The organism is Streptomyces sp. NBC_00239 (genome assembly GCF_036194065.1).
Lineage (GTDB): Bacteria > Actinomycetota > Actinomycetes > Streptomycetales > Streptomycetaceae > Streptomyces.
Map to the genome: position 1 here is coordinate 3,020,636 of NZ_CP108095.1, position 21,910 is coordinate 3,042,545.

Genomic DNA, 21,910 nt, shown 5'->3' on the forward strand with positions numbered 1-21,910 from the left:
TGGCTGGGACTGCGGTGCAGCCTTGCGGACACTCTCTCTTCGCATCCAACCATGCCCACTCGGACGGCCGCTCATTACCCGCGGGTTACCCCGGTGCAGAAGGGGCCACTCCGGCACGTCCGGGAGGGTACTCGCGCCCGTCCCGCGGGCCGTCCGGTCCACTCGCGGCCGGGCCGTCCGCGCTGGGGCCGCCGCCGTCGCCGCCCCGCTGGAGCACCCGGGCGAGGGCTTCGACGACCGCCGGCTGGTAGGCGTGGGCGGTGCCCAGCCGCAGCTGTTCGAGGGCGGCCAGCGAGCCGCCCGGATGCCGGTCCCCGCCCGCCAGGTCGTCGTACGCGTTCACGGTCCGCACGATCCGGGCGGACAGCGGCTGGTCCCGGTACGGGTCCGCCTGCCGCTCGACCACGACGGCCACCGCCGGCGGCACGCCGGTCTGGCGGGCCACCTCCCCGCCCAGCTCGGCGATCCGGCGCCGCTCGGCGTCCGGCAGCAGCGCGGTGGCGCCGTCCGGCACGGGGTCGACGAGGGCGAGCTGGCCGATGTCGTGCATCAGGGCCGCGTACTCCAGCACGGTCAGTTCGCGCGCGGACAGGCCCAGGTCCCGGCCCACCTCGCAGCTGAGGGCGGCGACCCGGCGGGCGTGCCCCGGCCGGGTGTAGCCGGCGATCTCGGTGGCCCGGGCCAGCGAGGTGATCGTCTGCCGGTAGGTGGTGCGGATCGCCGTGATCCGCCGGAAGGACATCTGGGTGAGCACGAGCGGCACGCTGAACACGGGCAGCGCCCACAGCCCGGCGCCGGCCACCCCGAGGGCCATCACCACGCCGGTCGCGCAGATGGCCGAGCCGATCCCGGCCAGCGCGCGCAGCTCGTCGCGCAGCAGCGGCCCGTACGGCCATCCGGTGCGGGCGGCGGCCAGCGCGGCGGCCAGCACCGCGTCGCACAGGGCGGTCAGCCCGAGCAGGACCAGCAGGAACAGCACCAGGTAGGGGCCTTGGCCCAGCCGGTCGGTGAGCCTGCCGGAGTTGTAGAGCGGCTGGAAGCAGGCGGCGGCGAAGGCCACCGTGAGGACCCGGCGGGCCACGTGGTCCAGGGCGGGGCCGCGGCCCATCGCGACGTGCGGGACCACCCCGACCAGGGCGGCCGCGACCACCACGGCGACGGTCTGGAGCACGCCGTGGTGGGTGGGGTGGCCGGCGTTCTGGCCGAGCAGTGCGTAGGCGAGGGCCCCGGCGGAGCCCAGCGGCGCGGGCTGGCGGTCGTCGACGGGCAGCCGCCCGGCCCAGTCCCGGGTGTCCCGGCGGGCCAGCTCGCCGATGGTGATCAGGATGCCGAAGACGAGGGCGATCCGCGGTTCCACGACCCCGTTCCACAGGGTGTGCCCGAGCCCCGCCGCGGTGAGCACGCCGGCCGCGCCGCGCACGGCCCACACGATGGCGGTCCTCACCGGCCGCCCCCGGCGCCCCGGCCGGCCGCCCCCGCCCCGCCCGGCCGGCCGGCCCGGCTCGGCTTGCCCGGCCGGCGGGCCGGGGCCCCCTGGCCGGCCTGGGCGGGCAGTCCGGGGAGCCCCGCTTCCTCCACTCCGCCGTGAGGCGCGTCGTCTTCCCCGACCTCGTCCCCGACCTCGTCCCCGACCTCGGCCCCGTCGTCGTCCCCGCCCGGCCCGCGGCCCGGTGGGGAAGCCGAAGCGGAATCCGATCCGGACGCCGCACCGGAGGCGGCCGGGGCATCGGGCGCGACCGCGGCCGCCGGCCCGGCCGGGATCACCTGGAGGTCCGCGCCCGCGGTCACCACCGGGTGCCAGCCGTGCCGGTCCACCGCCCGGACCAGCGCCCCGACCATCGCCGGGTCGAACTGCGCCCCGGCGCACCGCTCCAGCTCGGCCATCGCCACCGGCACCGGGCGGGCCCGGCTGTAGGACCGGGTGGAGGTCATCGCGTCGAAGGCGTCGGCCACGGCCACCACCCGGGCCAGCACCGGGATCTGGTCCCCGGTCAGCCCGTACGGGTAGCCGGAGCCGTCGACCCGCTCGTGGTGGTGCAGGATCGCCGCCCGCGCCTCCCCGAGGAACCCGATCCCGCGCACCATCTCGTGCCCGTACTCGGGGTGCAGCTCGATGATCCCGCGCTCTTCCGGGGTCAGCGGCCCGTCCTTGCGCAGCAGCCGGGTGGGCACGCCCAGCTTCCCGACGTCGTGGAGGATCCCGGCGATCCGGACCACCTCCAGCCGCTCCTCCGGCATCCCCAGCTCGCGGGCGATCATCGCGGAGGCCTGGCCGACCCGTTCGCTGTGGCCGCGCGTGTAGCGGTCCTTGATGTCGACGGCCTGGACGAGCGCGCGGATCGTGGCCCGGTGGGCGGCGCGCTCGCGGTGGTACTGGGCGAAGACCCAGCAGGAGATGTACATGGGGAGCAGCACCAGCAGCGCGGCCGGCGGGCCGTACGGGCTGCGCCACATCACGGCCATCATCAGGCCGGCCAGTCCGTGCACGGCGTGCGGTCCGAGCGAGCGCAGCAGCAGGCCCCGCCAGGCGGTGCGGGCGGGCAGCCGTTCGGCGGTGGCCAGCACTCCCCCGTCGAGGGCGGTCAGCACCAGGGTGAAGGCGGCGGACGCGGCGGCGGCCGGGAGCAGCGCGTAGGGCAGGTCCGGGCGCACCCAGCCGGGCCCCGCGCCGCCGAGCGCGGCCGGGCCGCCGAGCAGCGCGTACGTCTGCCCCGCGGCCCAGGCGGCTATGGACTGCTGTGCGGCGTGCCAGACCCGGCGTACCGCGACGGGCCGTCCGGTGACCTTGCCGGCCAGCGCGCCGGGCACCGCGGCGAGCGCGGCGGCGGCCGGGGGAAGCAGGAACACGGCCGCCAACAGCACCGGGAAGAAGGCGCCCATGCCCTCGGGCACTCTGCTGCCGAAGACCCGGCGCACCTTGACGAGTTCGAGGGCCGGGTAGAGCCCGGCGAGCAGGACGACGGCGCCCCAGGGGGTGCCGTCGGCGGTCAGTGCGGGAGCGGCGCAGAGAATTGCGCCGAGAAGGGCGCAGGCGATATAGACACGCGCCCCCGGCGGAAGCACCCGCATGGCGCTCTCCTCCCCCGTGTGCCCGAGCAAGTCAGGTACCGAATCGAAGCAGTACCGACTGGGGAGAATATGGGGGGCCCGCTGCCGGCGGGCCCCATTTTCGTATTGCGCCGTCCGGGCGGCCTCGGATTAGCACCTTCGGGTGAACGAAGGGTGGCTGCCCCGAGGCGGGTCGGAGTGGCTGCGGCCGTCCGCTCAGGTGGTGGCGGGACCGGCCGTGATGTCCTGGTCGGGCACGGCCTGCCCGGAGCGGATCAGCTCGATCCGCCCCATCACCTTGGAGCGCAGGTCGGTCGGCACGTCGTCCGATCCGCAGCAGCGCTTCACCAGCTTCTTCACGGCCTGTTCGAGGCCGTACTTCTCCAGGCAGGGATTGCACTCGCCGAAGTGCGTCTCGAACTTCGTGCAGTCACTGTCCGGCATCTCGTGGTCAAGGAACTCATAAAGGTGGTCCAGGACCTCAGAGCAGTCCGTCTCGTGCGGCTCTCCGCAGCTCATGAGCCCGAGCCTTTCCGGTCGTTCGACTCTCCCGCGCCGGCGGGGACCAGCCCGCGGTCACGGGCGTAGTCCTCCAGCATTCCGCGGAGTTGACGGCGGCCACGGTGCAGTCGCGACATGACCGTACCGATGGGTGTACCCATGATGTCCGCGATCTCCTTGTACGCAAAGCCCTCGACGTCCGCGAGATAGACGGCGATGCGGAACTCTTCCGGAATGGCCTGAAGGGCTTCCTTCACGTCGGAATCCGGAAGGTGGTCGAGCGCCTGCGACTCGGCCGAGCGCAGACCGGTCGACATGTGCGACTCGGCGCGCGCGAGCTGCCAGTCCTCGATCTCCTCGGCCGCACTGCGCTGGGGCTCGCGCTGCTTCTTGCGGTACGAGTTGATGAACGTGTTGGTCAGAATGCGGTACAGCCAGGCCTTGAGGTTGGTCCCCTCGCGGAACTGGTGGAAGGACGCGTACGCCTTGGCGTACGTCTCCTGCACCAGGTCCTCCGCGTCGGCCGGATTGCGCGTCATGCGCAGGGCGGCGGAGTACATCTGGTCGAGGTAGCCGAGGGCGTCCCGCTCGAAGCGCAGGTTGCGCTCCTCGGTCGTCTCCTCCGCGCGGACGTCGTCGGTCCCGGTAACAGGACCCACCTCCTCCAACACCGTGGCGGACCCGAATGCGGACCCGCTCGAATCGGAGAATACGCGACCAACCCGCCCGTCCGCCGCTCGAATAGGGGCCTTCTTGGGCGCCGCGAGGACCGTCCACTCCAGGTCAGCGGCCTGCGGACGGTTGGGGCAGATGGTCGAGCCCATGCGGCGCCTCTTCTCCTCTGGCTGTGCTGTACGTACCGACGTCCCGTACAACCCGGGCACCCCGCAGCACATTCCCGTGACGGCCGCCACTCGTGCGGCGTGCGTCACCGTGCGGTTCCGCAGGGTCAGCCGACGAGGCGCTCCAGCCAGTCGCCGACGGCGTCCGCGATCAGCTCCAGGGCGGCCTCCTGGGTGAGGTCGGCCTTCTTGGGCACGGCGAAGCCGTGGTCGCCGAAGGGCACCTCCACCAGCTCGTGCGCGCCGGCCGGGAACTCCTCGGGGCGCCCGAACGGGTCCCGCCCGCCCTGCACCACCAGGGTGGGGAGCCCGGCGCCGGTCAGCTCCTCGGCCCGCGAGCGCTCCGGCCGGCCGGGCGGGTGCAGCGGGAAGGCCAGCGCGAGCACCCCGGCGGCGCGCAGCTCGCGACCGGTGCGGCAGGCCACCCGGGCGCCCGCGCTGCGGCCGCCCGCGATCACCGGCAGGCCGGGCTCCGCCAGCGCCGGCCACAGCCCGCGCCAGCCCTCGTCCAGCACCTTGGGCGCGGCGGCGACCTTCTTCCCGGCGACCCGCCAGGGCTGTTCGACCAGGGCCACGGTGAATCCGCGGGCGGGCAGCGCGGCGGCGAGCGCCTGCAGGTCGCGGGCCTCGATGCCGCCGCCCGCTCCGTGGCTCACCGCGAGCACGGCCCGGGCCTTCGTGGCCCGGGGCGCGGCGACCCAGGTGATGCGGGCCTCGCCGGCCGGGGTGTCCACCGTCTGGATGCGCGTCATGGGCCTCATCCTGCCCGGTGGTCCGGCCGGCTCAGAAGAGGGTTCCGAACTCCGGCGCGGCGAGCTCGGTCAGCAGCTCCGGCCCGTTGTTCCGTACGTTGCTGACCGCGGTGGCGACCGGGTAGGCGCGCATCAGGCCGGCCGGCGGCGGGGCGAGGAGGCCCTGGAGGGCGTCCGGGTCGGTGCGGGCGGGGTCCAGCCAGGCGTCCCAGCGGTCCGGGGTGAGCATGAGCGGCATCCGCGGGTGGATCTCGGCGAGCGACCCCGGGCCCTCGGCGGGCGGCACGGCGAGGGGGGCGGTCTCCGCCTCGGTGGTGATCACCGAGCAGGTCACCCACCAGGCGTTCGGGTGGTCGTCGGGCAGCGTCCGGTCGCGCCAGAACTCGTAGATCCCGGCCATCGCGAAGACCGAGCCGTCGGCGGGGAGCACGAAGTAGGGCTGCTTGCGGGCCCGCTTCCGCTTCCCCTCGACCTCCAGCTGCCGCTCGTCACGGTCGGTGACCCACTCGTAGTAGCCGTCGGCGGGGACGATGCAGCGGCGCTGCGCGAAGGGGCGGCGGAACGACGGCTTCTCGGCGAGCGTCTCGGACCGGGCGTTGATCATCCGGGCGGCGCCGTCGGGGTCGGAGGCCCAGGAGGGCACGAGCCCCCAGCGCAGGGTGCGCAGCTGGCGAACCGGACGGCGGTCGGCGGCGTCCTTCACAGGACGGTCGAGTACGACGTGGACCTCTTTGGTGGGGGCCACGTTCCAGTCGGGGGCGAGGGTCTCCTCGGGCTCCCACTTCTCGACGCCGAAGAGCCGCACCAGTTCCTCGGGCCCTCGGCTCGCTGCATACCGTCCGCACATGGCTGACACACTGCCACGGCGCCCACCCCCCACCGCAAGGAGTCCGCCACCTGATGGACAGCACCTTCCCGGCCGGCCTGTGGGACCGGCTCACCGGCATACAGGCGGCGCCCGAACTGTGGCTCGTCGTCGCGACCGCGGCGGCCGCGCTGGCCCTCGTGGCGCCGCGCCCGCTCTGGCTGCTCTCGCGCAACGCGATCACCATCGCCCACGAGGGCGGCCACGGGCTGCTCGCCGTGCTCACCAGGCGGAAGCTGGCCGGCATCCGGCTGCACTCGGACACCAGCGGGCTGACGCTGAGCTACGGCCGCCCGACCGGCCCCGGCATGATCCTGACGGCGGCCGCCGGGTACACCGCGCCCCCGCTGCTGGGCCTGGGCGGGGCCTGGCTGCTGGCCGCGCACCACGTCACCCTGCTGCTGTGGCTGGCGACGGCGCTGCTGCTGGCGCTGCTGGTGCGGATCCGCAACGCGTACGGGGTGCTCACCGTCGTGCTGACCGGCGGCACCTTCCTGCTGGTGTCGTGGCTGGCCGCGGAGCCCGTACAGGCGGCGTTCGCCTATACGGCGGTGTGGTTCCTGCTGCTGGGCGGCGTACGGCCGGCCTTCGAGCTCCAGGCGCAGCGGCGGCACGGCCGGGCCCCCGACTCGGACGCCGACCAGCTCGGCCGGCTCACCCACCTGCCGGCCGTGGTGTGGGTGCTCTTCTTCCACCTGGTGTCGCTGACCTCGCTGACCGGCGGCGGCCGGTGGCTGCTCGGACTCTGAGACCGGCCGGGCGACCACGTTCGGGCGGACCCGGCAGGGCCTAAAGTAAAGGCCATGACCGACACCTCAGCGCCCCACGCCCTCTGGCCAGCCCCGACCGCGGACGGGGCCGTCCGCGCCACCGTCACCGTGCCGGGCTCCAAGTCGGTCACCAACCGGGCGCTGGTGCTGGCCGCGCTGGCCGCCGAGCCGGGCTGGGTCCGCCGGCCGCTGCGCTCACGCGACTCCCAGCTGATGTCGGACGCACTGCGCGCGATGGGCGTGGGCATCGAGGAGACGGTGTCCTCCAGCTCCGGCGGCGCCGGCGAGAGCGGCGAGGCCTGGCGGGTCATCCCGGCCGGCCTGCACGGCCCGGCCACCGTGGACGTCGGCAACGCGGGCACGGTCATGCGCTTCCTGCCGCCGGTCGCGGCCCTGGCCGCCGGCCCGATCCGCTTCGACGGCGACCCCCGTTCCTACGAGCGGCCGCTGGGCCAGGTCATCTCCGCGCTGCGCACCCTCGGCGCCCGTATCGACGACGACGGCCGCGGCGCGCTGCCGCTGACCGTGCACGGCGGCGGGGCCCTGGACGGCGGGGTCGTCGAGATCGACGCCTCGAACTCCTCGCAGTTCGTCTCCGCGCTGCTGCTGTCCGCGCCGCGCTTCAACCAGGGCGTCGAGGTCCGCCACACCGGCGCCACCCTGCCGTCGATGCCGCACATCCGGATGACGGTCGAGATGCTGCGCGCGGCCGGCGCCCAGGTCGACACCCCGGAGGCCGGCGGCGAGAAGAACGTCTGGCGGGTCGCCCCCGGCGCCCTGCTGGGCCGTGACCTGGTGGTCGAGCCCGACCTGTCGAACGCGCAGCCGTTCCTGGCGGCCGCGATGATCACCGGCGGTTCGGTGACCATCCCCGACTGGCCGCGCCGCACCACCCAGCCCGGCGACGCGCTGCGCTCGATCTTCACGGAGATGGGCGGCTCCTGCGAGCTGACCGACACCGGCCTGGTCTTCACCGGGACCGGCAAGGTCCACGGCATCGACGTGGACCTGAGCGAGGTCGGCGAGCTCACCCCGGGCATCGCCGCGGTGGCCGCGCTGGCCGACTCGGAGTCCGTCCTGCGCGGGGTCGCGCACCTGCGGCTGCACGAGACGGACCGGCTGGCGGCCCTCACGAAGGAGATCAACGGGCTCGGCGGCGATGTCACCGAGACCGCCGACGGGCTGCGGATCCGCCCGCGCCGCCTGCACGGCGGGACCTTCCACACGTACGACGACCACCGGATGGCCACCGCGGGCGCGGTGATCGGCCTGGCGGTCGAGGGAGTCGGGATCGAGAACGTGGGCACGACCGCGAAGACCCTGCCGGACTTCCCGCAGATGTGGGCGGACATGCTCGCGGGAGCGGGAGCGTAGCGCCATGCGCCGGTACGACAAGCACACGGACGACGACGACATCCGGTCCCGCCCCAACCCCAAGGGCAACCGGCCCCGGACCACGATCCGGCCCAAGCACGAGGACGCGGCCGAGGGCTTCGTCCTCACCGTCGACCGCGGACGGCTGACCTGCCTGATCGGGGGCCGTTCCGTGCACGCGATGAAGGCCCGCGAGCTGGGCCGCAAGGCCGCGGTGGTCGGCGACCGGGTCTGGATCGTAGGAGACCTGTCCGGCAAGAAGGACACCCTGGCCCGCATCGTGCGGATCGAGGAGCGCAAGTCCGTCCTGCGGCGCACCGCCGACGACGACGACCCGTACGAGCGGGTGGTCGTCGCGAACGCCGACCAGCTGGCCATCGTCACCGCGCTGGCAGACCCGGAGCCGCGGCCCCGGATGATCGACCGCTGCCTGGTGGCGGCGTACGACGCCGGGCTGGAGCCGCTGCTGGTGCTCACCAAGTCCGATCTGACCTCCGCGGACAAGATCCTGGAGATCTACTCGACCTTCGGGCTGAAGTACGTGGTGACCAACCGCGAGGAGCTCGCGGCGGGCGACGCGGCCGACCGGGTGCGCGAGCACCTCAACGGCCGGATCACCGCCTTCGTCGGCCACTCGGGCGTCGGCAAGACCACGCTGGTGAACTCGCTGGTCGCCGAGGGCCGCCAGCGCGCCACCGGAGTGGTCAACGCGGTGACCGGCCGCGGTCGGCACACCACCACCTCGGCGCTCGCGCTGCCGCTGCCGGGCGGCGACGGCTGGGTCATCGACACCCCGGGCGTCCGCTCGTTCGGCCTGCACCACATCGAGCCCTCGCGGGTCATCCTCGCCTTCCCGGACCTGGAGCCGGGCACCGAGGGCTGTCCGCGGGCCTGCAGCCACGACGAGCCGGACTGCGCGCTGGACCAGTGGGTGGCCGACGGCCACGCCGACCCGGCCCGGCTCTACTCGCTGCGCCGGCTGCTCGCCACCCGCGAACGGCGCGAGGGCGACTGACCGTCGGCCCGGCGCGCGCGTGCGGCCCGGGTTTGCCGGGGTGCCGTGTCTGGTAAATGCATAATCGCACCGAGTGGCGCGAGGCCCGTGTCACACGACGCGGGGAGGCATTCGACATGGCGTGGCTGCTGGTGGTCGTCGCGGGAATCCTGGAGACCGGTTTCGCGGTCTGCCTCAAGCTGTCCCACGGCTTCACCCGGCTGTGGCCCACCATCGCCTTCGCCGCCTTCGCGCTGGGCAGCTTCGGTCTGCTGACGCTGGCCCTGCGCAAGCTCGACGTGGGGCCGGCGTACGCGGTGTGGACCGGCATCGGCGCGGCGGGCACCGCGATCTACGGGATGATCTTCCTGGGCGACCTCGTGTCGACCCTGAAGATCGTCTCGATTTCGCTGGTCATCGTCGGGGTCATCGGACTCCAGCTGTCCGGCTCCTCGCACTGACCGCCCCGGCCCGGTTCCGCCCTCCAGGCGCGCGCCGGACCCTCACCGCGCGCGCGGGTCCACCAGCCCCAGCAGTTCCGCCAGCACCGCGCCGTCCGGCCCCTCCCCCGGCGCGATCACGTACGAGAGCGCCAGCCGCACCGCGAGTTCGCAGCGGTGCGCGTCGGCCTCGTCGCCCGCCAGCGCGGCGGCCGCCCGGTCCCGTACGGCCCGGGCGAGTTCCGCGGGCTCCGGCACCGCGTCGGCCCGCCGCGGCGCGGGCAGCCGGGCGGCCGGCGCGACGGTCCGCGGGGCGGGCAACCGCTCGTCCCAGCACCCGGTGAGCAGCGCACGCACCAGTGGATGGGCCCGGGCGGCCCGTACGGTCCACTCGGCGAGCGCGACCAGCCGTTCGCGGGGTCCGGCCGGGCCGCCCAGCGCCCGGTCCACGCCGGCCAGGAACCAGTCGGTCTCCCGTCGTACCAGCGCCCGCGCCAGGCCGTCCTTGCCGCCGAACTCGTTGTAGAGGGTCTGCCGCGAGACGCCCGCGGCGGCGGCGACGTCCACCATCCGCACGGCGGGCCAGGGCCGGCCCGACAGCGCCACCTGGGCGGCTTCGAGCAAGGATTCCCGCGCTGCCGGCATCGTCGCCTCCCGCCGCCCCCGGGCCCGGCCGGGAGAACCTGCCATCCCGGTCAGCGTTGACGCGCCGCGGCACGCTGTCAAGGGGGCCCGCGGCCATGTCGTGGACACCGTGTGGTCCGGCCGTTTGCGTGCCGATACTGTTCGGCCATGCCCGAGTATGACGATGATCTGCGCCTTGCCCACGAGCTCGCCGACGCGGCCGACGCGGCCACGATGGACCGCTTCCAGGCCCTGGACCTCAAGGTCGAGACCAAGCCCGACATGACCCCGGTGAGCGAAGCCGACAAGGCCGCCGAGGAGCTCATCCGGGCCCGGCTGCAGATCGCCCGGCCGGGCGACGCGATCCTCGGCGAGGAGTACGGGGTCGAGGGCTCGGGCCCGCGCCGCTGGGTCGTGGACCCGATCGACGGTACGAAGAACTACGTCCGCGGCGTCCCGGTCTGGGCCACCCTGATCTCCCTGATGGCCGAGGGCGAGAACGGCTGGCGGCCGGTGGTGGGCGTGGTGTCCGCGCCGGCGCTGGGCCGCCGCTGGTGGGCCTCGGAGGGCGGCGGCGCCTTCACCGGCGCCGGCCCGGGGCAGGGCCGCCGCATCGGCGTCTCGAAGGTGGGCTCCCTCGCCGACTCCTCGTTCGCGTACTCGTCGATCAGCGGATGGGAGGAGCTGGGCCGGCTCGACGGCTTCCTGGACCTGACCCGGGAGGTCTGGCGCACCCGTGCGTACGGCGACTTCTGGCCGTACATGATGGTCGCCGAGGGCTCGGTGGACATCTGCGCCGAGCCGGAGCTCTCGCTGTGGGACATGGCGGCCAACGCGATCGTGGTGCAGGAGGCCGGCGGCCGGTTCACGGCCCTGGACGGCACGGACGGCGTGCACGGCGGCAACGCGGCGGCTTCGAACGGGCTGTTGCACGACGAGATGCTCGGTTACCTCAACCGGCGCTGAGGGGTCGCACGGCGGGACGGGCGGATGCGCGCCGTGCCCCCTTGTTCGCTCTCCGTACCCGTGCCACTCTGAGAATCCCCTCGCTTGTGCGTTTGTGAATTCCTTCTCGAATGCGGCCCGGTCGGGGGGAACGCCTAGGAGGTGGCTCTCTTCATGCTCGTCCGTGACGCCATGAGCACTCTGATCCTCACCCTCGGACCCGCCCACACCCTCCGGCAGGCCGCCTGCCTCATGTCCGGCCGGCGCGTCGGCGCGGCCGTCGTCCTCGATCCCGACACCAGCGGGGTCGGAATCCTGACCGAACGCGACATCCTCAACTCGCTGGGCGCGGGACACGACCCCGACCGCGAGACCGTGGGCGCGCACACCACCAACAACGTGGTGTTCTGCACCCCGGACGCGACCTTGCAGGAAGCAGCCGAGGCGATGGCGCACGGCGGCTTCCGGCACCTGGTCGTCCTGGCGGACGGCGGCCCGGTCGGCATCGTCTCGGTCCGCGACGTGATCCGCTGCTGGGTTCCGGCCCGGCGCACGGTCCCGGCGTAGAACGCCGGAGGGCCGGACCCACGACCGGGTCCGGCCCTCAAGCCCTCGGCGGGCAACCGTCAATGGGGCGACCCCAACGGCGGACGACCACCCCCGCGGGAGCGGCGGCGGTTCAGCCGCGAAGGGGGCGCAGGGCCTGGACGGCGGCTTCCAGTCGCTTGCCGAAGTCGCCGTCCGCCTGACGGAAGTTGCCGATGGCCCGCTCGGCGATGTCGTCGCGGGAGACCTTGGCGATGAAGCCGGCCAGGTTCTCGACCAGGCGGCCCTTCTCGTCCTCGGACATCAGGCGGTAGAGGTCGCCCGCCTGCGTGAAGTCGCTGTCCTCGGCGTGGACGGCGGCCGCGTGGTTGCCGGTGGCGCCGGTGACCGGGGCGGACTGCCACAGCGGGCGGTCCGTCTGGACCGGGCCGCCGAAGCTGTTCGGCTCGTAGTTCTTCGCACCCTTGTGGCGGCCGTCGTAGAGGGAGCCGTCGCGGGAGTTGGTGCGCGCCTCGGTGGCGTGCGGGCGGTTCACCGGCAGGTGGTCGGCGTTGATGCCGACGCGGTAGCGGTGGGCGTCGCCGTACGCGAAGAGCCGGCCCTGGAGCATCTTGTCCGGGGAGGGGCCGATGCCCGGCACGAAGTGCGCGGGGCTGAAGATCGACTGCTCGACCTCGGCGAACACGTTCTCCGGGTTGCGGTTGAGCTCCAGCTTGCCTATCTCGATCGGCGGGTAGTCCTCGTGCGGCCACACCTTGGTGAGGTCGAACGGGTTGAAGCGGTACCCGGCGGCGTCGGCGGCGGGCATGATCTGGACCTGCACGGTCCAGGTCGGGAAGTCGCCGCGCTCGATGGACTCGCGCAGGTCGCGCTGGTGCGAGTCGGGGTCCTCGCCGGCGAGGCGGTTGGCCTCGGCCTGGGTGAGGTTCTTGATGCCCTGGTCGGTCTTGAAGTGGTACTTGACCCAGAAGACCTCGCCGGCCTCGTTGTTCCACTGGAACGTGTGCGAGCCGTAGCCGTTCATGTGACGGTAGGACGCCGGGATGCCGCGGTCGCCGAACAGCCAGGTCACCTGGTGGGTGGACTCGGGCGACAGACCCCAGAAGTCCCAGACGTTGTCCGCCTCCTGCGAGCCGGTGTACGGGTCGCGCTTCTGGGTGTGGATGAAGTCCGGGAACTTGATGGCGTCCTTGATGAAGAACACCGGGGTGTTGTTGCCGACGAGGTCGTAGTTGCCCTCTTCGGTGTAGAACTTCAGCGCCCAGCCGCGGGGGTCGCGCACCGCGTCGGCCGCACCGAGGTTGCCCGCGACGGTCGAGAAGCGCAGGAACGTTTCCGTCTGCTTGCCGACCTCGGAGAGGAAGGCGGCCCGGGTGTACCGCGTGACGTCGGCGGTCACCGTGAAGGTGCCGTAGGCGCCGGCGCCGCGGGCGTGCACGACGCGCTCCGGGATGCGCTCGCGGTTGAAGTGGGCCAGCTTCTCCAGGAGCAGCTGGTCCTGGACGAGGACCGGACCGCCGACGCCCGCGGTCTCGCTGTTCTGGTTGTCGGCGACCGGTGCACCGGCCTCCGTGGTGAGCGGTCCCTGCGTCACGTGCGCCTCCTGCGTCATTCCTGCGTGTCCTGTCCTCGGCGTTACTGGATTCGATCCTACGATAGACAATGTCTAAGTCAAATAAGGATCCAAGTCCGCACCGGTTCGGGATCTACACAAGGTCCCCCTCGCTGTTAGGCTGGCGTGTATGAGTGACCTGCTGGAACGACTTCGCGGACGCGGATGGCGCATGACCGCACAGCGGCGCGTCGTGGCCGAGGTGCTCGACGGTGACCACGTGCACCTGACGGCCGACGAGGTCCACGCGCTCGCCGTGTCGAAACTGCCCGAGATCTCCCGGGCGACCGTCTACAACACCCTGGGCGAACTGGTCTCCCTCGGCGAGGTGCTGGAGGTCTCGACCGACCGCCGCGCCAAGCGCTACGACCCGAACGCCCACCGGCCCCACCAGCACCTGGTCTGCGCCCAGTGCGGCGCGATCCGCGACGTGCACCCCGAGGGCAACCCGCTGTCCGACCTGCCCGACTCGGAGCGCTTCGGCTTCGTCGTGTCGAACGTCGAGGTCACCTACCGCGGGATCTGCCCGCACTGCGCGGCAGCCTGACCCCCGGCCCCCGCCGGGCCCACCCGGCGCACGGCCTCCTGGCGGACCAGGGGGCCGTCCCCTTTTTCCGCTTCGCGGGCTTCATGAGCCTCACACGATTCGCGGGCTTCGTTCCCGTTGTTCTCTTTGCCGGAGAACGAAAGAAGGCCCGGATCCAGTTCCCTGGATCCGGGCCTTCTTCTTCAGTAGCGGGGACAGGATTTGAACCTGCGACCTCTGGGTTATGAGCCCAGCGAGCTACCGAGCTGCTCCACCCCGCGTCGGTAAACCTCACGTTACGCGATGCCCCCGAGCAGGTGCAAATCCATTGGCCGGGGCCGGGAGGCGAGCTCGCCGCCCGCGGGCTACGCGGTGAGCTCCTCCTCCAGCGCCTCGCGCAGCCGTGCCGCCCGCTGCGCGACCTCCGCGGGACCCAGCTCCACGGCCCGCGCGCACCACTTGCGCGCCTCGTTGAGGTCGCCGTGCCGGGCGGCCAGCAGGCCCAGGCGCAGGGCGGCCCGGCCGTGGCCGGCCACCGCCGCGCGAGTCCACCACAGCGCCGCCTCCGGCTCACTGCCCTCGCGGGCCAGCAGCAGGCCGAGGTTGAAGGCCCCGTTGCGGCTGCCCGCCTCGGCGGCCTCGCGGTACCAGCGGGCCGCCGCCCCCAGCTCGCCGCGGCCGGCCGCGAGCATGCCGACGCGCACCTGGGCCCGCCGGTGACCCTGCTCGGCCGCCCGCTCGTACCACTCCTCGCTCTCGGTCTTCTCCGCGGCCGGCTCGCCGAGGGCCGGCGGCTCTGCGGGCGGCGCGAGCGACTCCAGCAGCGCGGCCAGCCGGAAGGCCGCCTCCGCGCTGCCGCCGCCCGCGGCGCACCGAAGGTGCCGCTCGGCCGCCCGGTCCTCGCCGTCGCGCACCAGCGCGATGCCGACCTGGAGCGCCGCATCGGTGTGACCGGCCGAGGCCGCCCGCTCGTACCACTTCAGGGCCGTACGGTCCTCGTCCCGGCCGGCGAAGAGGATGCCCAGGTTGAAGGCGGCGTCGACGCTGCCCGCCTCCGCCGCCTTGGAGAACCAGGGCTCGGCGCCGGCCGCGTCGCCGACCTGGAGCAGCAGGATGGCGAGCGCGTTGGCCGCCTCGCGGTGGCCCGCGTAGGCCGCGCGCCGGTACCACTGCTCGGCCTGGGGCATCCGCTCCTGGGCGGCGCACAGCAGCCCGAGGTTGTACGCCCCGTTGTCGTCGCCGGCGTCCATCGCCGTGCGGTACCACTTCTCCGCGGTCTGGGTCTCGCCGCGGGCCGCGTGCAGGGCGCCGAGCGCGTTGGCCGCGTTCCCGTCGCCGTCCTCGGCGGCGCGCAGCCACCAGGTCGCCGCGCCCTCCTCGTCGCCCGCGTCGCGCAGCAGGAAGCCGAGGGCGCAGGCGGCCCGCGCCTCGCCCTGCTTGGCCGAGGTCAGGTACCAGCGGCCGGCGTCCTTCAGTTCGCCGCGGGCCTCCAGGAGCGTGCCCAGATGCAGGGCGGCACGCCGGTGCCCGCGGGCGGCGGCCTGCCGGTACCACTGCTCGGACTCGCTCTTGCGGTCGCGCCGCAACAGCCGGGCGAGCCGGTACGCGGCCTCCCGGTGGCCCTGCTCGGCGGCGGTGCGCAGCCAGCGCTCGGCGCCCGCGTCCCCGCGGTGTTCCAGCAGGTCGGCGAGGGCGTACGCGCCCAGCGCGTGGCCGGATTCCGCGGCCTGGCGCAGCCAGTACTCGGCGGCGGGCTCGTCGCCGCGCTCGCGGTAGAAGCGGCCCAGCGCGTGGGCGGCGGCCGCGGAGCCGGCGACGGCGGCGATCCGCCACCAGTCGGCCGCTTCCTCGGTGCAGCCGCGCTGGTGCAGCAGGACGCCCAGGTTGTTGGCGGCGGCCCGGTCGCCGACGGCGGTGGCTCCGCGGAGGTAGGGCTCCGCGCCGTCGAGGTCGCCGCGGCGCAGCAGGGAGGCGCCGAGCACGCTCATGGAAGCCGTGTCGCCGGCGTCGGCGGCAGCGCGGTGCCGCGCCTCCAGCTCGGCGTCGGCCACCGCTTCGGTCAGCGCGGTGTCAACAGCCTCGGCCAGGAGCGCCTCGGTACCCGTGGTCTTGTTCTCGTCGGATTCCGCCCGCACAAACCGCCCTGTCTCCAGCAGAGTTGACCTGTCCCCCATAAATCCCATCGTCGCATCACCTGCAACCCGCGTACACCTGGTATGTCACAGCCGGAGAGGTCTCTACAGCGTTTTGTCGACATGCCCACAGGGTGACAAGTCAAACACGCTACTGCCCCAACTGACCCCTACCGGGTGACAGATCAACGAACCGGCATATGACGAAGGCCCGGATCCAATGGATCCGGGCCTTCGTTCGGAGTAGCGGGGACAGGATTTGAACCTGCGACCTCTGGGTTATGAGCCCAGCGAGCTACCGAGCTGCTCCACCCCGCGTCGGTGAAACCACAGTATCACGACGCGGGCCGAACCTTTTCATCGTTAACTCTCGGCCGGTGGCTCCGCCGAGCCCGTGGGCTTGGGCTTCGTCGGTGTGGTGGCGCCCGGCGCGGGCGCTACGGCCTTCGCCTCGGCGTCCTGGGCCCGCTTGAGGGCGGCCTCCAGGTCGTCCTGCGCCTTGCCGTACGCGGCCCAGTCGCCGGCCTTCATCGCCGTGTCGGCCGCTTCCAGGGCCTTCGCCGCATCGGCGAGCGCCTGCTTGACCGTCGGGTTGCCCGGGGTGGTCGTGGGCGGCTTGGTGGTGCCGTCGCCCGGCGGCGTGGTCGGCGCCTCGACCCCGAAGACCACGTTGAGCGCCTTCTCCAGGGTGTCCTCGAAGGCGGTCTGGCCGCCGTACGTCACCAGGACCTTGCGCAGCAGCGGGTACTTGAGCCCGCCGCCGCGCACGTAGACCGGCTCGACGTAGAGCATCCCGCCGTGGAGCGGCACCGTGAGCAGGTTGCCGTACTCGACTTCGGAGTCGCCGCCCCTGAGCAGCCTGATCGACTCGGCGATCTTCTGCTCGGAGTTGAACTGGCTCTGCACCTGCTTGGGGCCGTCGACCGTGCGGCTGGTCGGCAGTTTCAGGATTCTGATCTTGCCGTAGTCGGACGTCGCCGGGTCCGCGTTGACCGCCATGAAGGCGCTCAGGTTGTCGCGGCCGTTCGGTGTGAACGTCGTCGTCAGCGAGAAGACCTGGTCCGGCTCGGGCTGGCCCGGCATCTTCATCGACAGGTAGTACGGCGGCACCGCGTTCTCGGCCTTGGTGGTCGGGTCGTTCGGGACGGCCCAGACCTCCGAACCGCTGAGGAAGGTCTGCGGGTCGGTGACGTGGTAGCGGGTGAGCAGCTCGCGCTGGACCTTGAACAGGTCCTGCGGGTAGCGCATGTGCTCCATGAGCGCCTTGGGGATCTCGCTCTTCGCCTTGACCGTGTCGGGGAACGCCTTCATCCAGGTCTTGAGGACCGGGTCCTGGGTGTCCCACTGGTACAGCCGCACGGTGCCGTCGTACGCGTCGACGGTGGCCTTGACCGAGTTGCGGATGTAGTTGACCTGGTTCTCCTGCGCGACCACCGCGCGCTGCTGGTTGGTCAGCGAGTCGGCCGTGGTGTCCCCGAGCGTGGTGCGCGAGGCGTACGGGTAGCCGTTCGTCGTCGTGTACGCGTCGACGATCCACTGGACCCGGCCGTCGATCACGGCCGGGTAGGCCGCGCCGTCGATGGTCAGCCAGGGGGCGACGGACTCGACGCGCTCCTTCGGCGTGCGGTTGTACAGGATGCGCGAGCCCTCGCCGATGGCCCCGGAGTACAGGATCTGCGGCTCGCTGAAGGCGAGCGCGTACGCGGCGCGGTTGATCGGGTTGTCGAGGCTGACCCCGCTCTTGCCCTGGTAGCTCGTCTCCTTCTCGCCGCTGTCGTCCGAGTAGTCGAGCTCCTTCTGCGGGCCGCCGACGATCGAGTACTGCTTCGTCATCTCGCCGTAGTAGATGCGCTGCTCGAAGTCGGTGCCGAACTCGCCCTTCGAGGGCAGGTCGGACTGGGTGAACACCGGGCGGCCCTCACGGTCGGCCTCGGTGCCCTTGGCGGCGACCACGCCGTACCCGTGGGTGTACTTGAAGTGGTCGTTGATCCAGTTGTTCTTCGGGATGCCCGCGAGGTTCAGCTCGCGCAGGCCGATCACCGTGTCCTGGCCCTTGTACCGGTCCACGGCCAGCGTGGACGGGAAGCCGTAGTAGCCCTTGATCTGCTGGAGCTGCTGGAAGGTCGGGGAGACGATGTTCGGGTCGAGGAGGCGGATGCTCGCCGTGGTGTCGGCGTCCTTGCGCAGCACCGTGTTGTCCTTGGTGGTGCTGACGCCCGGGTACTCCTTGACCTCCGAGTCGCCGATCCCGTACGCGTCGCGCGTCGCCTTGATGTTCTTCTCGACGTACGCCGCTTCCTTGGCCTGCTCGTTCGGCTGGACCTGGAACTTCTGCACGATCGCCGGGTACAGCCCGCCGATGAGGATCGCGGAGAGCACCATCAGGCCGAAGCCGATGACCGGCAGCTGCCAGGTGCGGCGCCACAGCGTCGCGAAGAACAGCACGGCGCAGATCGCGGCGATGCAGAACAGGATGGTCTTGGCCGGCAGGTAGGCGTTCGCGTCGACGTACCGCAGGCCCGTCCAGTTGTCCGCCGCCTTGAAGTCGCTGGACTTCACGGCCAGCCCGTACCGGTCGAGCCAGTACGCGACGGCCTTCAGGGCGACGAAGATGCCGAGCAGCACCGACAGGTGGCCGGTGGCCGCCTGGGTGGCGCGGGCGCCCGGGCTGGTCACGCGGAGGCCGCCGTACAGGTAGTGCACGACGGCCGCGGCGATCAGGGAGAGCACGACGGCGGCGAAGCCGAAGCCGAGAAGGAAGCGGTACCAGGGCAGGTCGAACGCGTAGAACGACACGTCCAGCCCGAACTGGGGGTCCTTCTTGTCGAACGACACCCCGTTCACGTACATCAGCCAGGTCCGCCACTGGCCGGCCGCGGAGGCGCCCGCGATCAGGCCGACGAGCGCGGCGATGCCCATGAGCAGCCACTTCTTGAACGGCGCGATGCCCATGCGGTAGCGGTCGAGGCTCTGCTGCTCCATCGACATGGCGCTGAGCGGCGGCCGCAGCCGGTGGGCCAGCCAGATGTTGAACCCGACGGCTCCGGCCATGAGCAGGCCGAACACCGAGAAGAGCCCGATCTTGGTCCACAGGGTGGTGGTGAAAACGGACGAGTAGTGGACGGAGCGGTACCAAAGCCAGTCGGTCCAGAAGCCCGCGAACATGATGAACGCCATGGCCAGCACGGCCAGGACGCCCAAGGTCATCAGCAGGGTCCGGGCACGCCGGGACGGGCGGCCGACTCTGATCCGTGGCCCGGAGGGGCCTCCGCCGCGGTCCGGCATCTGGAAAGCCAAGGTGCGCACCTCGAAAGTCGCTGTGTCTTCTATTGAGCGGGCCCCCGATCGTAGAGCCCACTCCTGCAACTTACTGAGGCTTTAGTCAGTTCCCGTTATCGCGCCGGAAGGAGGCAGGATGTTGCCCATGTCCAACCTTTCTTCCTCCGGTACGCCCATGGCGGCGAGCCCGCTCACCCGTGCCGTACTCGAAATCGACGAATACGTGGCGGGCGCGGGCTGGGACCAGCCGGCCAAGCTCTTCGCCCTCGTCGACACGGCGCGGCTGCAGGCCCAGGAGCCCAAACTGCGGGCGAAGCTCGCCGGCGCCCCCACGGACGGCCCCCCGGCCCCCTCCTACACGGCTGTCCTCCAGGACGAGGTGCCGGCCGGCACCCCGCTCGACCGCTTCCTCGGCACCCTCCAGTGGCCCGAGGCGGTCATCGGCTGCGCGCTGACGGTGGAGCGGCTGATGCTGCCGCCGTCCGCCGAGGCGAACGTCCCCGAGGACATGAGCGAGAAGGAGCTGGCCGCGTGGGTGGCCGGGCACCCGGAGCGCCAGGAGGTGCGCCTGACCGTGGGCGTGCTGCGCAAGGGCGGCCGCGAGTCCGCGGTGCGGCTGCGCGCGAAGGACTCGGCGAGCGAGGTGCTGACCGGGGCGGACCTGGTGCCGGGCCTGGCCGACGCGCTGGCGGCGACCTTCGAGGCCTGAGGCACCGCAGGCCCTCGGGGCCTGATGGCCTTCGGGGCCTGAGGCCCGGGCGGGCCTCAGGCCGCCGGCGGGGGCACGGCTAGCCGGCGCTGCACTGCGGCAGGCCGGCCGTGGCCCCCTTCGAGATCTTCTCCAGGGACTTCCTGGCGTCCGCGATGGTGTCCACCTTGACGAGCGTCAGGCCGTCCGGGACGTCCTTGGCGGCCGCGGCGCAGTTGTCGGCGGGCGTCAGGAAGTAGCGGGCGCCGGCGTTCCGCGCGCCGATCGTCTTCAGCTGGATGCCGCCGATCGGGCCGACCTTGCCCGCGTCGTCGATGGTGCCCGTGCCCGCGACGAACTTCCCGCCGGTGAGGTCCTCGGGGGTGAGCTTGTCGACGATGCCGAGCGCGAACATCAGGCCGGCGCTGGGGCCGCCCACGTCGGCGAGCTTGATGTCGACGGTGAACGGGAAGGTGTGGTCGGTGCTGGCCCGGATGCCGACGATCGCGTGGCCGTCGTCCTCGGCGGGCTTCGTGGTGATCGAGATCTTCTCGGTGCCGGTGGGCTCGCGGTGGGCCGCCTCGGCCGCGGCGGCCTCCTTGGCGGGGACGATCGTGAACTCGACCTTCTCGCCGGCCTTGTGCTTCGTGACGAGCCGGGCCACGTCGGCGGGGTCCTCGACGCGGCTGCCGTCCACGGCTCGGATGACGTCGCCGGCGTGCAGCCGGCCCTCGGCGGGGCTGCCCTTGACGACCGTGCCGACCACGACCCGGGCCGACACCGGGATGCCCAGCTCCTTCAGGGCGGCGACCTTGGCGCTCTCCTGGGACTGGCTGAACTCCTCGGCGTTCTCCTGCGTCGATTCCTCGTCGGTCTTGCCGTCCGGGTAGAGGTTCTCGTGCGGGACCACCACGTTGTCGTGGCCGAGCCAGCCGACGACGGCTTCGAGGAGGTTCATGCTGTAGTCGGCGCCGGTCACCCGCACGGTCGTCATGTTGAGATGGCCGCTGGTCGGGTACGTCTTGCGCCCGGAGATCTGGAGGACCGCCTCGCCACCGGACTCGCCGAGGGTGTTCACCGTGGGTCCCGGACTCATCTCGGAGTACGGGACCTTGATCATGACCCCACAGATGAGGAACGCGAAGAGCATGAACACGGAAGCGAGCATCGTCGCAGTGCGGCGTGGCATGGAACGACAGTACGGGACGCGTCAGACGGCGTCAGAACCGGTGTGTTCCCTGTCCATCGCCTCGCGGAATCTCGCGTAGCCGGCGAGTTCTGATATGTCGCCGGAGGTGCGATCACGGGCTGCCCAACTCGCCCATATCGCCACTCCGACGGCAGCGAAAAGCGGAATCAGCAACCACGCGAGTGACGCCATTCCGTGCCTCCGTACCCCGAGAACGACCGCAGCATGTGGATGTTGCTGCTAACGCTGGTGCCCGGAGCGGGGTTACGCAAATCGGGGGGCGCACCCCGGTCGGCGGGGCCGCGTCAGCAGGCGCCGACCCACTCCTCGGTGCCGTCCGAGAACCGCTGGTGCTTCCAGATCGGAACCTCGTGCTTGAGGTCGTCGATCAGCATCCGGGAGGCCTCGAAGGCCTCGCCGCGGTGCGGGCAGGAGACGGCGACGATCACCGCGATGTCGCCCACGGCCAGATCGCCCACCCGGTGGACGGCGGCCAGGGCGCGGACCGGGTACTTCGCGACGACCCGCTCCGCCACCCGGCGCATCTCCGCCCCGGCGGACGGGTGACAGGAGTAGCCGAGCGCGTCGACGTCGGCGCCCCCGTCGTGGTTGCGTACGGTCCCCACGAACAGCGTGGTGCCGCCCGCGGCGTCGTCGCCGACGGCCCGGTAGACCTCGTCGAGCGAGAGCGGGGTCTCCCGGATGTCCAGGAGCCGGATCGGGTCCGATGCCGCCTGCTCGCCGGGGTGGTCGTGGCTGGGTGCTTCCATGCCGTCCATCGTG

Annotated in this window: 19 protein-coding genes, 2 tRNA genes and 1 pseudogene; 8 read left to right on the forward strand and 14 right to left on the reverse strand. The window is 72.3% G+C overall.

Annotated features, from left to right (window positions below):
* Positions 1-85: 85 nt before the first annotated feature.
* The 6 genes and pseudogenes from OG764_RS13070 to OG764_RS13095 form a co-directional block, all read right to left on the reverse strand.
* A complete protein-coding gene (locus OG764_RS13070) occupies positions 86-1,444 on the reverse strand; it encodes an HD-GYP domain-containing protein (protein ID WP_328968595.1) in 1,359 nt (452 codons plus the stop codon).
* Positions 1,445-1,707: 263 nt separating this feature from the next.
* Positions 1,708-3,069 (reverse strand): annotated as a pseudogene (locus OG764_RS13075) (HD-GYP domain-containing protein); the annotation flags it as partial.
* A 195-nt stretch (positions 3,070-3,264) separates the two neighbouring features.
* A complete protein-coding gene (rsrA, locus tag OG764_RS13080; protein WP_328968597.1) occupies positions 3,265-3,567 on the reverse strand; it encodes a mycothiol system anti-sigma-R factor in 303 nt (100 codons plus the stop codon).
* Positions 3,564-4,208 carry a sigma-70 family RNA polymerase sigma factor gene (locus OG764_RS13085; RefSeq protein WP_443055913.1) on the reverse strand — a complete coding sequence of 215 codons (645 nt, stop codon included), beginning with the start codon at positions 4,206-4,208 and terminating at the stop codon, positions 3,564-3,566. Before OG764_RS13085 ends, rsrA begins: the two co-directional genes overlap by 4 nt.
* Positions 4,209-4,498: 290 nt before the next feature.
* On the reverse strand, positions 4,499-5,152 hold the full coding sequence (locus OG764_RS13090) for an alpha/beta hydrolase family protein (protein WP_443055914.1): 654 nt from the start codon (positions 5,150-5,152) through the stop codon (positions 4,499-4,501).
* A 22-nt stretch (positions 5,153-5,174) separates the two neighbouring features.
* Positions 5,175-5,990: an SOS response-associated peptidase gene (locus OG764_RS13095; RefSeq protein ID WP_328968600.1), complete on the reverse strand. Its 816-nt coding sequence runs from the start codon at positions 5,988-5,990 to the stop codon at positions 5,175-5,177.
* 53 nt (positions 5,991-6,043) lie between these two features.
* Here OG764_RS13095 and OG764_RS13100 point away from each other — a divergent pair, with 53 nt between their 5' ends.
* From OG764_RS13100 to OG764_RS13115, 4 genes are all read left to right on the forward strand, one after another.
* Entirely contained in the window at positions 6,044-6,757 is a 714-nt protein-coding gene (locus tag OG764_RS13100) for a M50 family metallopeptidase (protein ID WP_328968601.1), read from the forward strand.
* Between the two features lie 54 nt (positions 6,758-6,811).
* The gene (gene aroA / locus OG764_RS13105; protein ID WP_328968602.1) at positions 6,812-8,152 is read left to right on the forward strand and encodes a 3-phosphoshikimate 1-carboxyvinyltransferase; all 1,341 of its coding nucleotides are present in this window, start codon (positions 6,812-6,814) and stop codon (positions 8,150-8,152) included.
* A gap of 4 nt (positions 8,153-8,156) precedes the next feature.
* Positions 8,157-9,167 carry a ribosome small subunit-dependent GTPase A gene (rsgA, locus tag OG764_RS13110; protein WP_328968603.1) on the forward strand — a complete coding sequence of 337 codons (1,011 nt, stop codon included), beginning with the start codon at positions 8,157-8,159 and terminating at the stop codon, positions 9,165-9,167.
* 116 nt (positions 9,168-9,283) lie between these two features.
* Positions 9,284-9,607, forward strand: coding sequence for a DMT family transporter (locus tag OG764_RS13115; RefSeq protein WP_328682331.1), 324 nt, complete (start codon positions 9,284-9,286; stop codon positions 9,605-9,607).
* Between the two features lie 42 nt (positions 9,608-9,649).
* Here OG764_RS13115 and OG764_RS13120 read toward each other — a convergent pair whose 3' ends face one another.
* Positions 9,650-10,231, reverse strand: coding sequence for a TetR/AcrR family transcriptional regulator (locus tag OG764_RS13120; protein WP_328972984.1), 582 nt, complete (start codon positions 10,229-10,231; stop codon positions 9,650-9,652).
* Positions 10,232-10,378: 147 nt separating this feature from the next.
* Between OG764_RS13120 and hisN the strand changes: the two genes are divergently transcribed.
* Positions 10,379-11,176, forward strand: coding sequence for a histidinol-phosphatase (hisN, locus tag OG764_RS13125; RefSeq protein ID WP_328968604.1), 798 nt, complete (start codon positions 10,379-10,381; stop codon positions 11,174-11,176).
* 153 nt (positions 11,177-11,329) lie between these two features.
* Positions 11,330-11,722, forward strand: a complete 393-nt coding sequence (locus OG764_RS13130) for a CBS domain-containing protein (RefSeq protein ID WP_328968605.1) — start codon at positions 11,330-11,332, stop codon at positions 11,720-11,722.
* 112 nt (positions 11,723-11,834) lie between these two features.
* Here OG764_RS13130 and OG764_RS13135 read toward each other — a convergent pair whose 3' ends face one another.
* Entirely contained in the window at positions 11,835-13,313 is a 1,479-nt protein-coding gene (locus OG764_RS13135; RefSeq protein ID WP_328968606.1) for a catalase, read from the reverse strand.
* Between the two features lie 130 nt (positions 13,314-13,443).
* On the opposite strand from OG764_RS13135, the gene OG764_RS13140 reads away from it, so the two are divergent.
* On the forward strand, positions 13,444-13,860 hold the full coding sequence (locus tag OG764_RS13140; RefSeq protein WP_328968607.1) for a Fur family transcriptional regulator: 417 nt from the start codon (positions 13,444-13,446) through the stop codon (positions 13,858-13,860).
* Between the two features lie 186 nt (positions 13,861-14,046).
* Here the strand turns inward: OG764_RS13140 and OG764_RS13145 are convergent.
* The 4 genes from OG764_RS13145 to OG764_RS13160 form a co-directional block, all read right to left on the reverse strand.
* A tRNA-Met gene (locus OG764_RS13145) sits at positions 14,047-14,120 on the reverse strand.
* 84 nt (positions 14,121-14,204) lie between these two features.
* Positions 14,205-16,013, reverse strand: a complete 1,809-nt coding sequence (locus OG764_RS13150) for a tetratricopeptide repeat protein (RefSeq protein WP_443055915.1) — start codon at positions 16,011-16,013, stop codon at positions 14,205-14,207.
* Between the two features lie 202 nt (positions 16,014-16,215).
* Positions 16,216-16,289, reverse strand: a tRNA-Met gene (locus tag OG764_RS13155).
* A gap of 45 nt (positions 16,290-16,334) precedes the next feature.
* Positions 16,335-19,256 (reverse strand): UPF0182 family membrane protein, encoded by a 2,922-nt coding sequence (locus OG764_RS13160; protein WP_328972985.1) that lies wholly within the window; start codon positions 19,254-19,256, stop codon positions 16,335-16,337.
* 139 nt (positions 19,257-19,395) lie between these two features.
* Between OG764_RS13160 and OG764_RS13165 the strand changes: the two genes are divergently transcribed.
* Positions 19,396-19,959: a PPA1309 family protein gene (locus tag OG764_RS13165; RefSeq protein ID WP_328968609.1), complete on the forward strand. Its 564-nt coding sequence runs from the start codon at positions 19,396-19,398 to the stop codon at positions 19,957-19,959.
* A gap of 79 nt (positions 19,960-20,038) precedes the next feature.
* Here OG764_RS13165 and OG764_RS13170 read toward each other — a convergent pair whose 3' ends face one another.
* Entirely contained in the window at positions 20,039-21,127 is a 1,089-nt protein-coding gene (locus OG764_RS13170; protein WP_328968610.1) for a YlbL family protein, read from the reverse strand.
* 305 nt (positions 21,128-21,432) lie between these two features.
* A complete protein-coding gene (locus OG764_RS13175; protein WP_328968611.1) occupies positions 21,433-21,897 on the reverse strand; it encodes a molybdenum cofactor biosynthesis protein MoaE in 465 nt (154 codons plus the stop codon).
* Positions 21,898-21,910 lie beyond the last annotated feature (13 nt).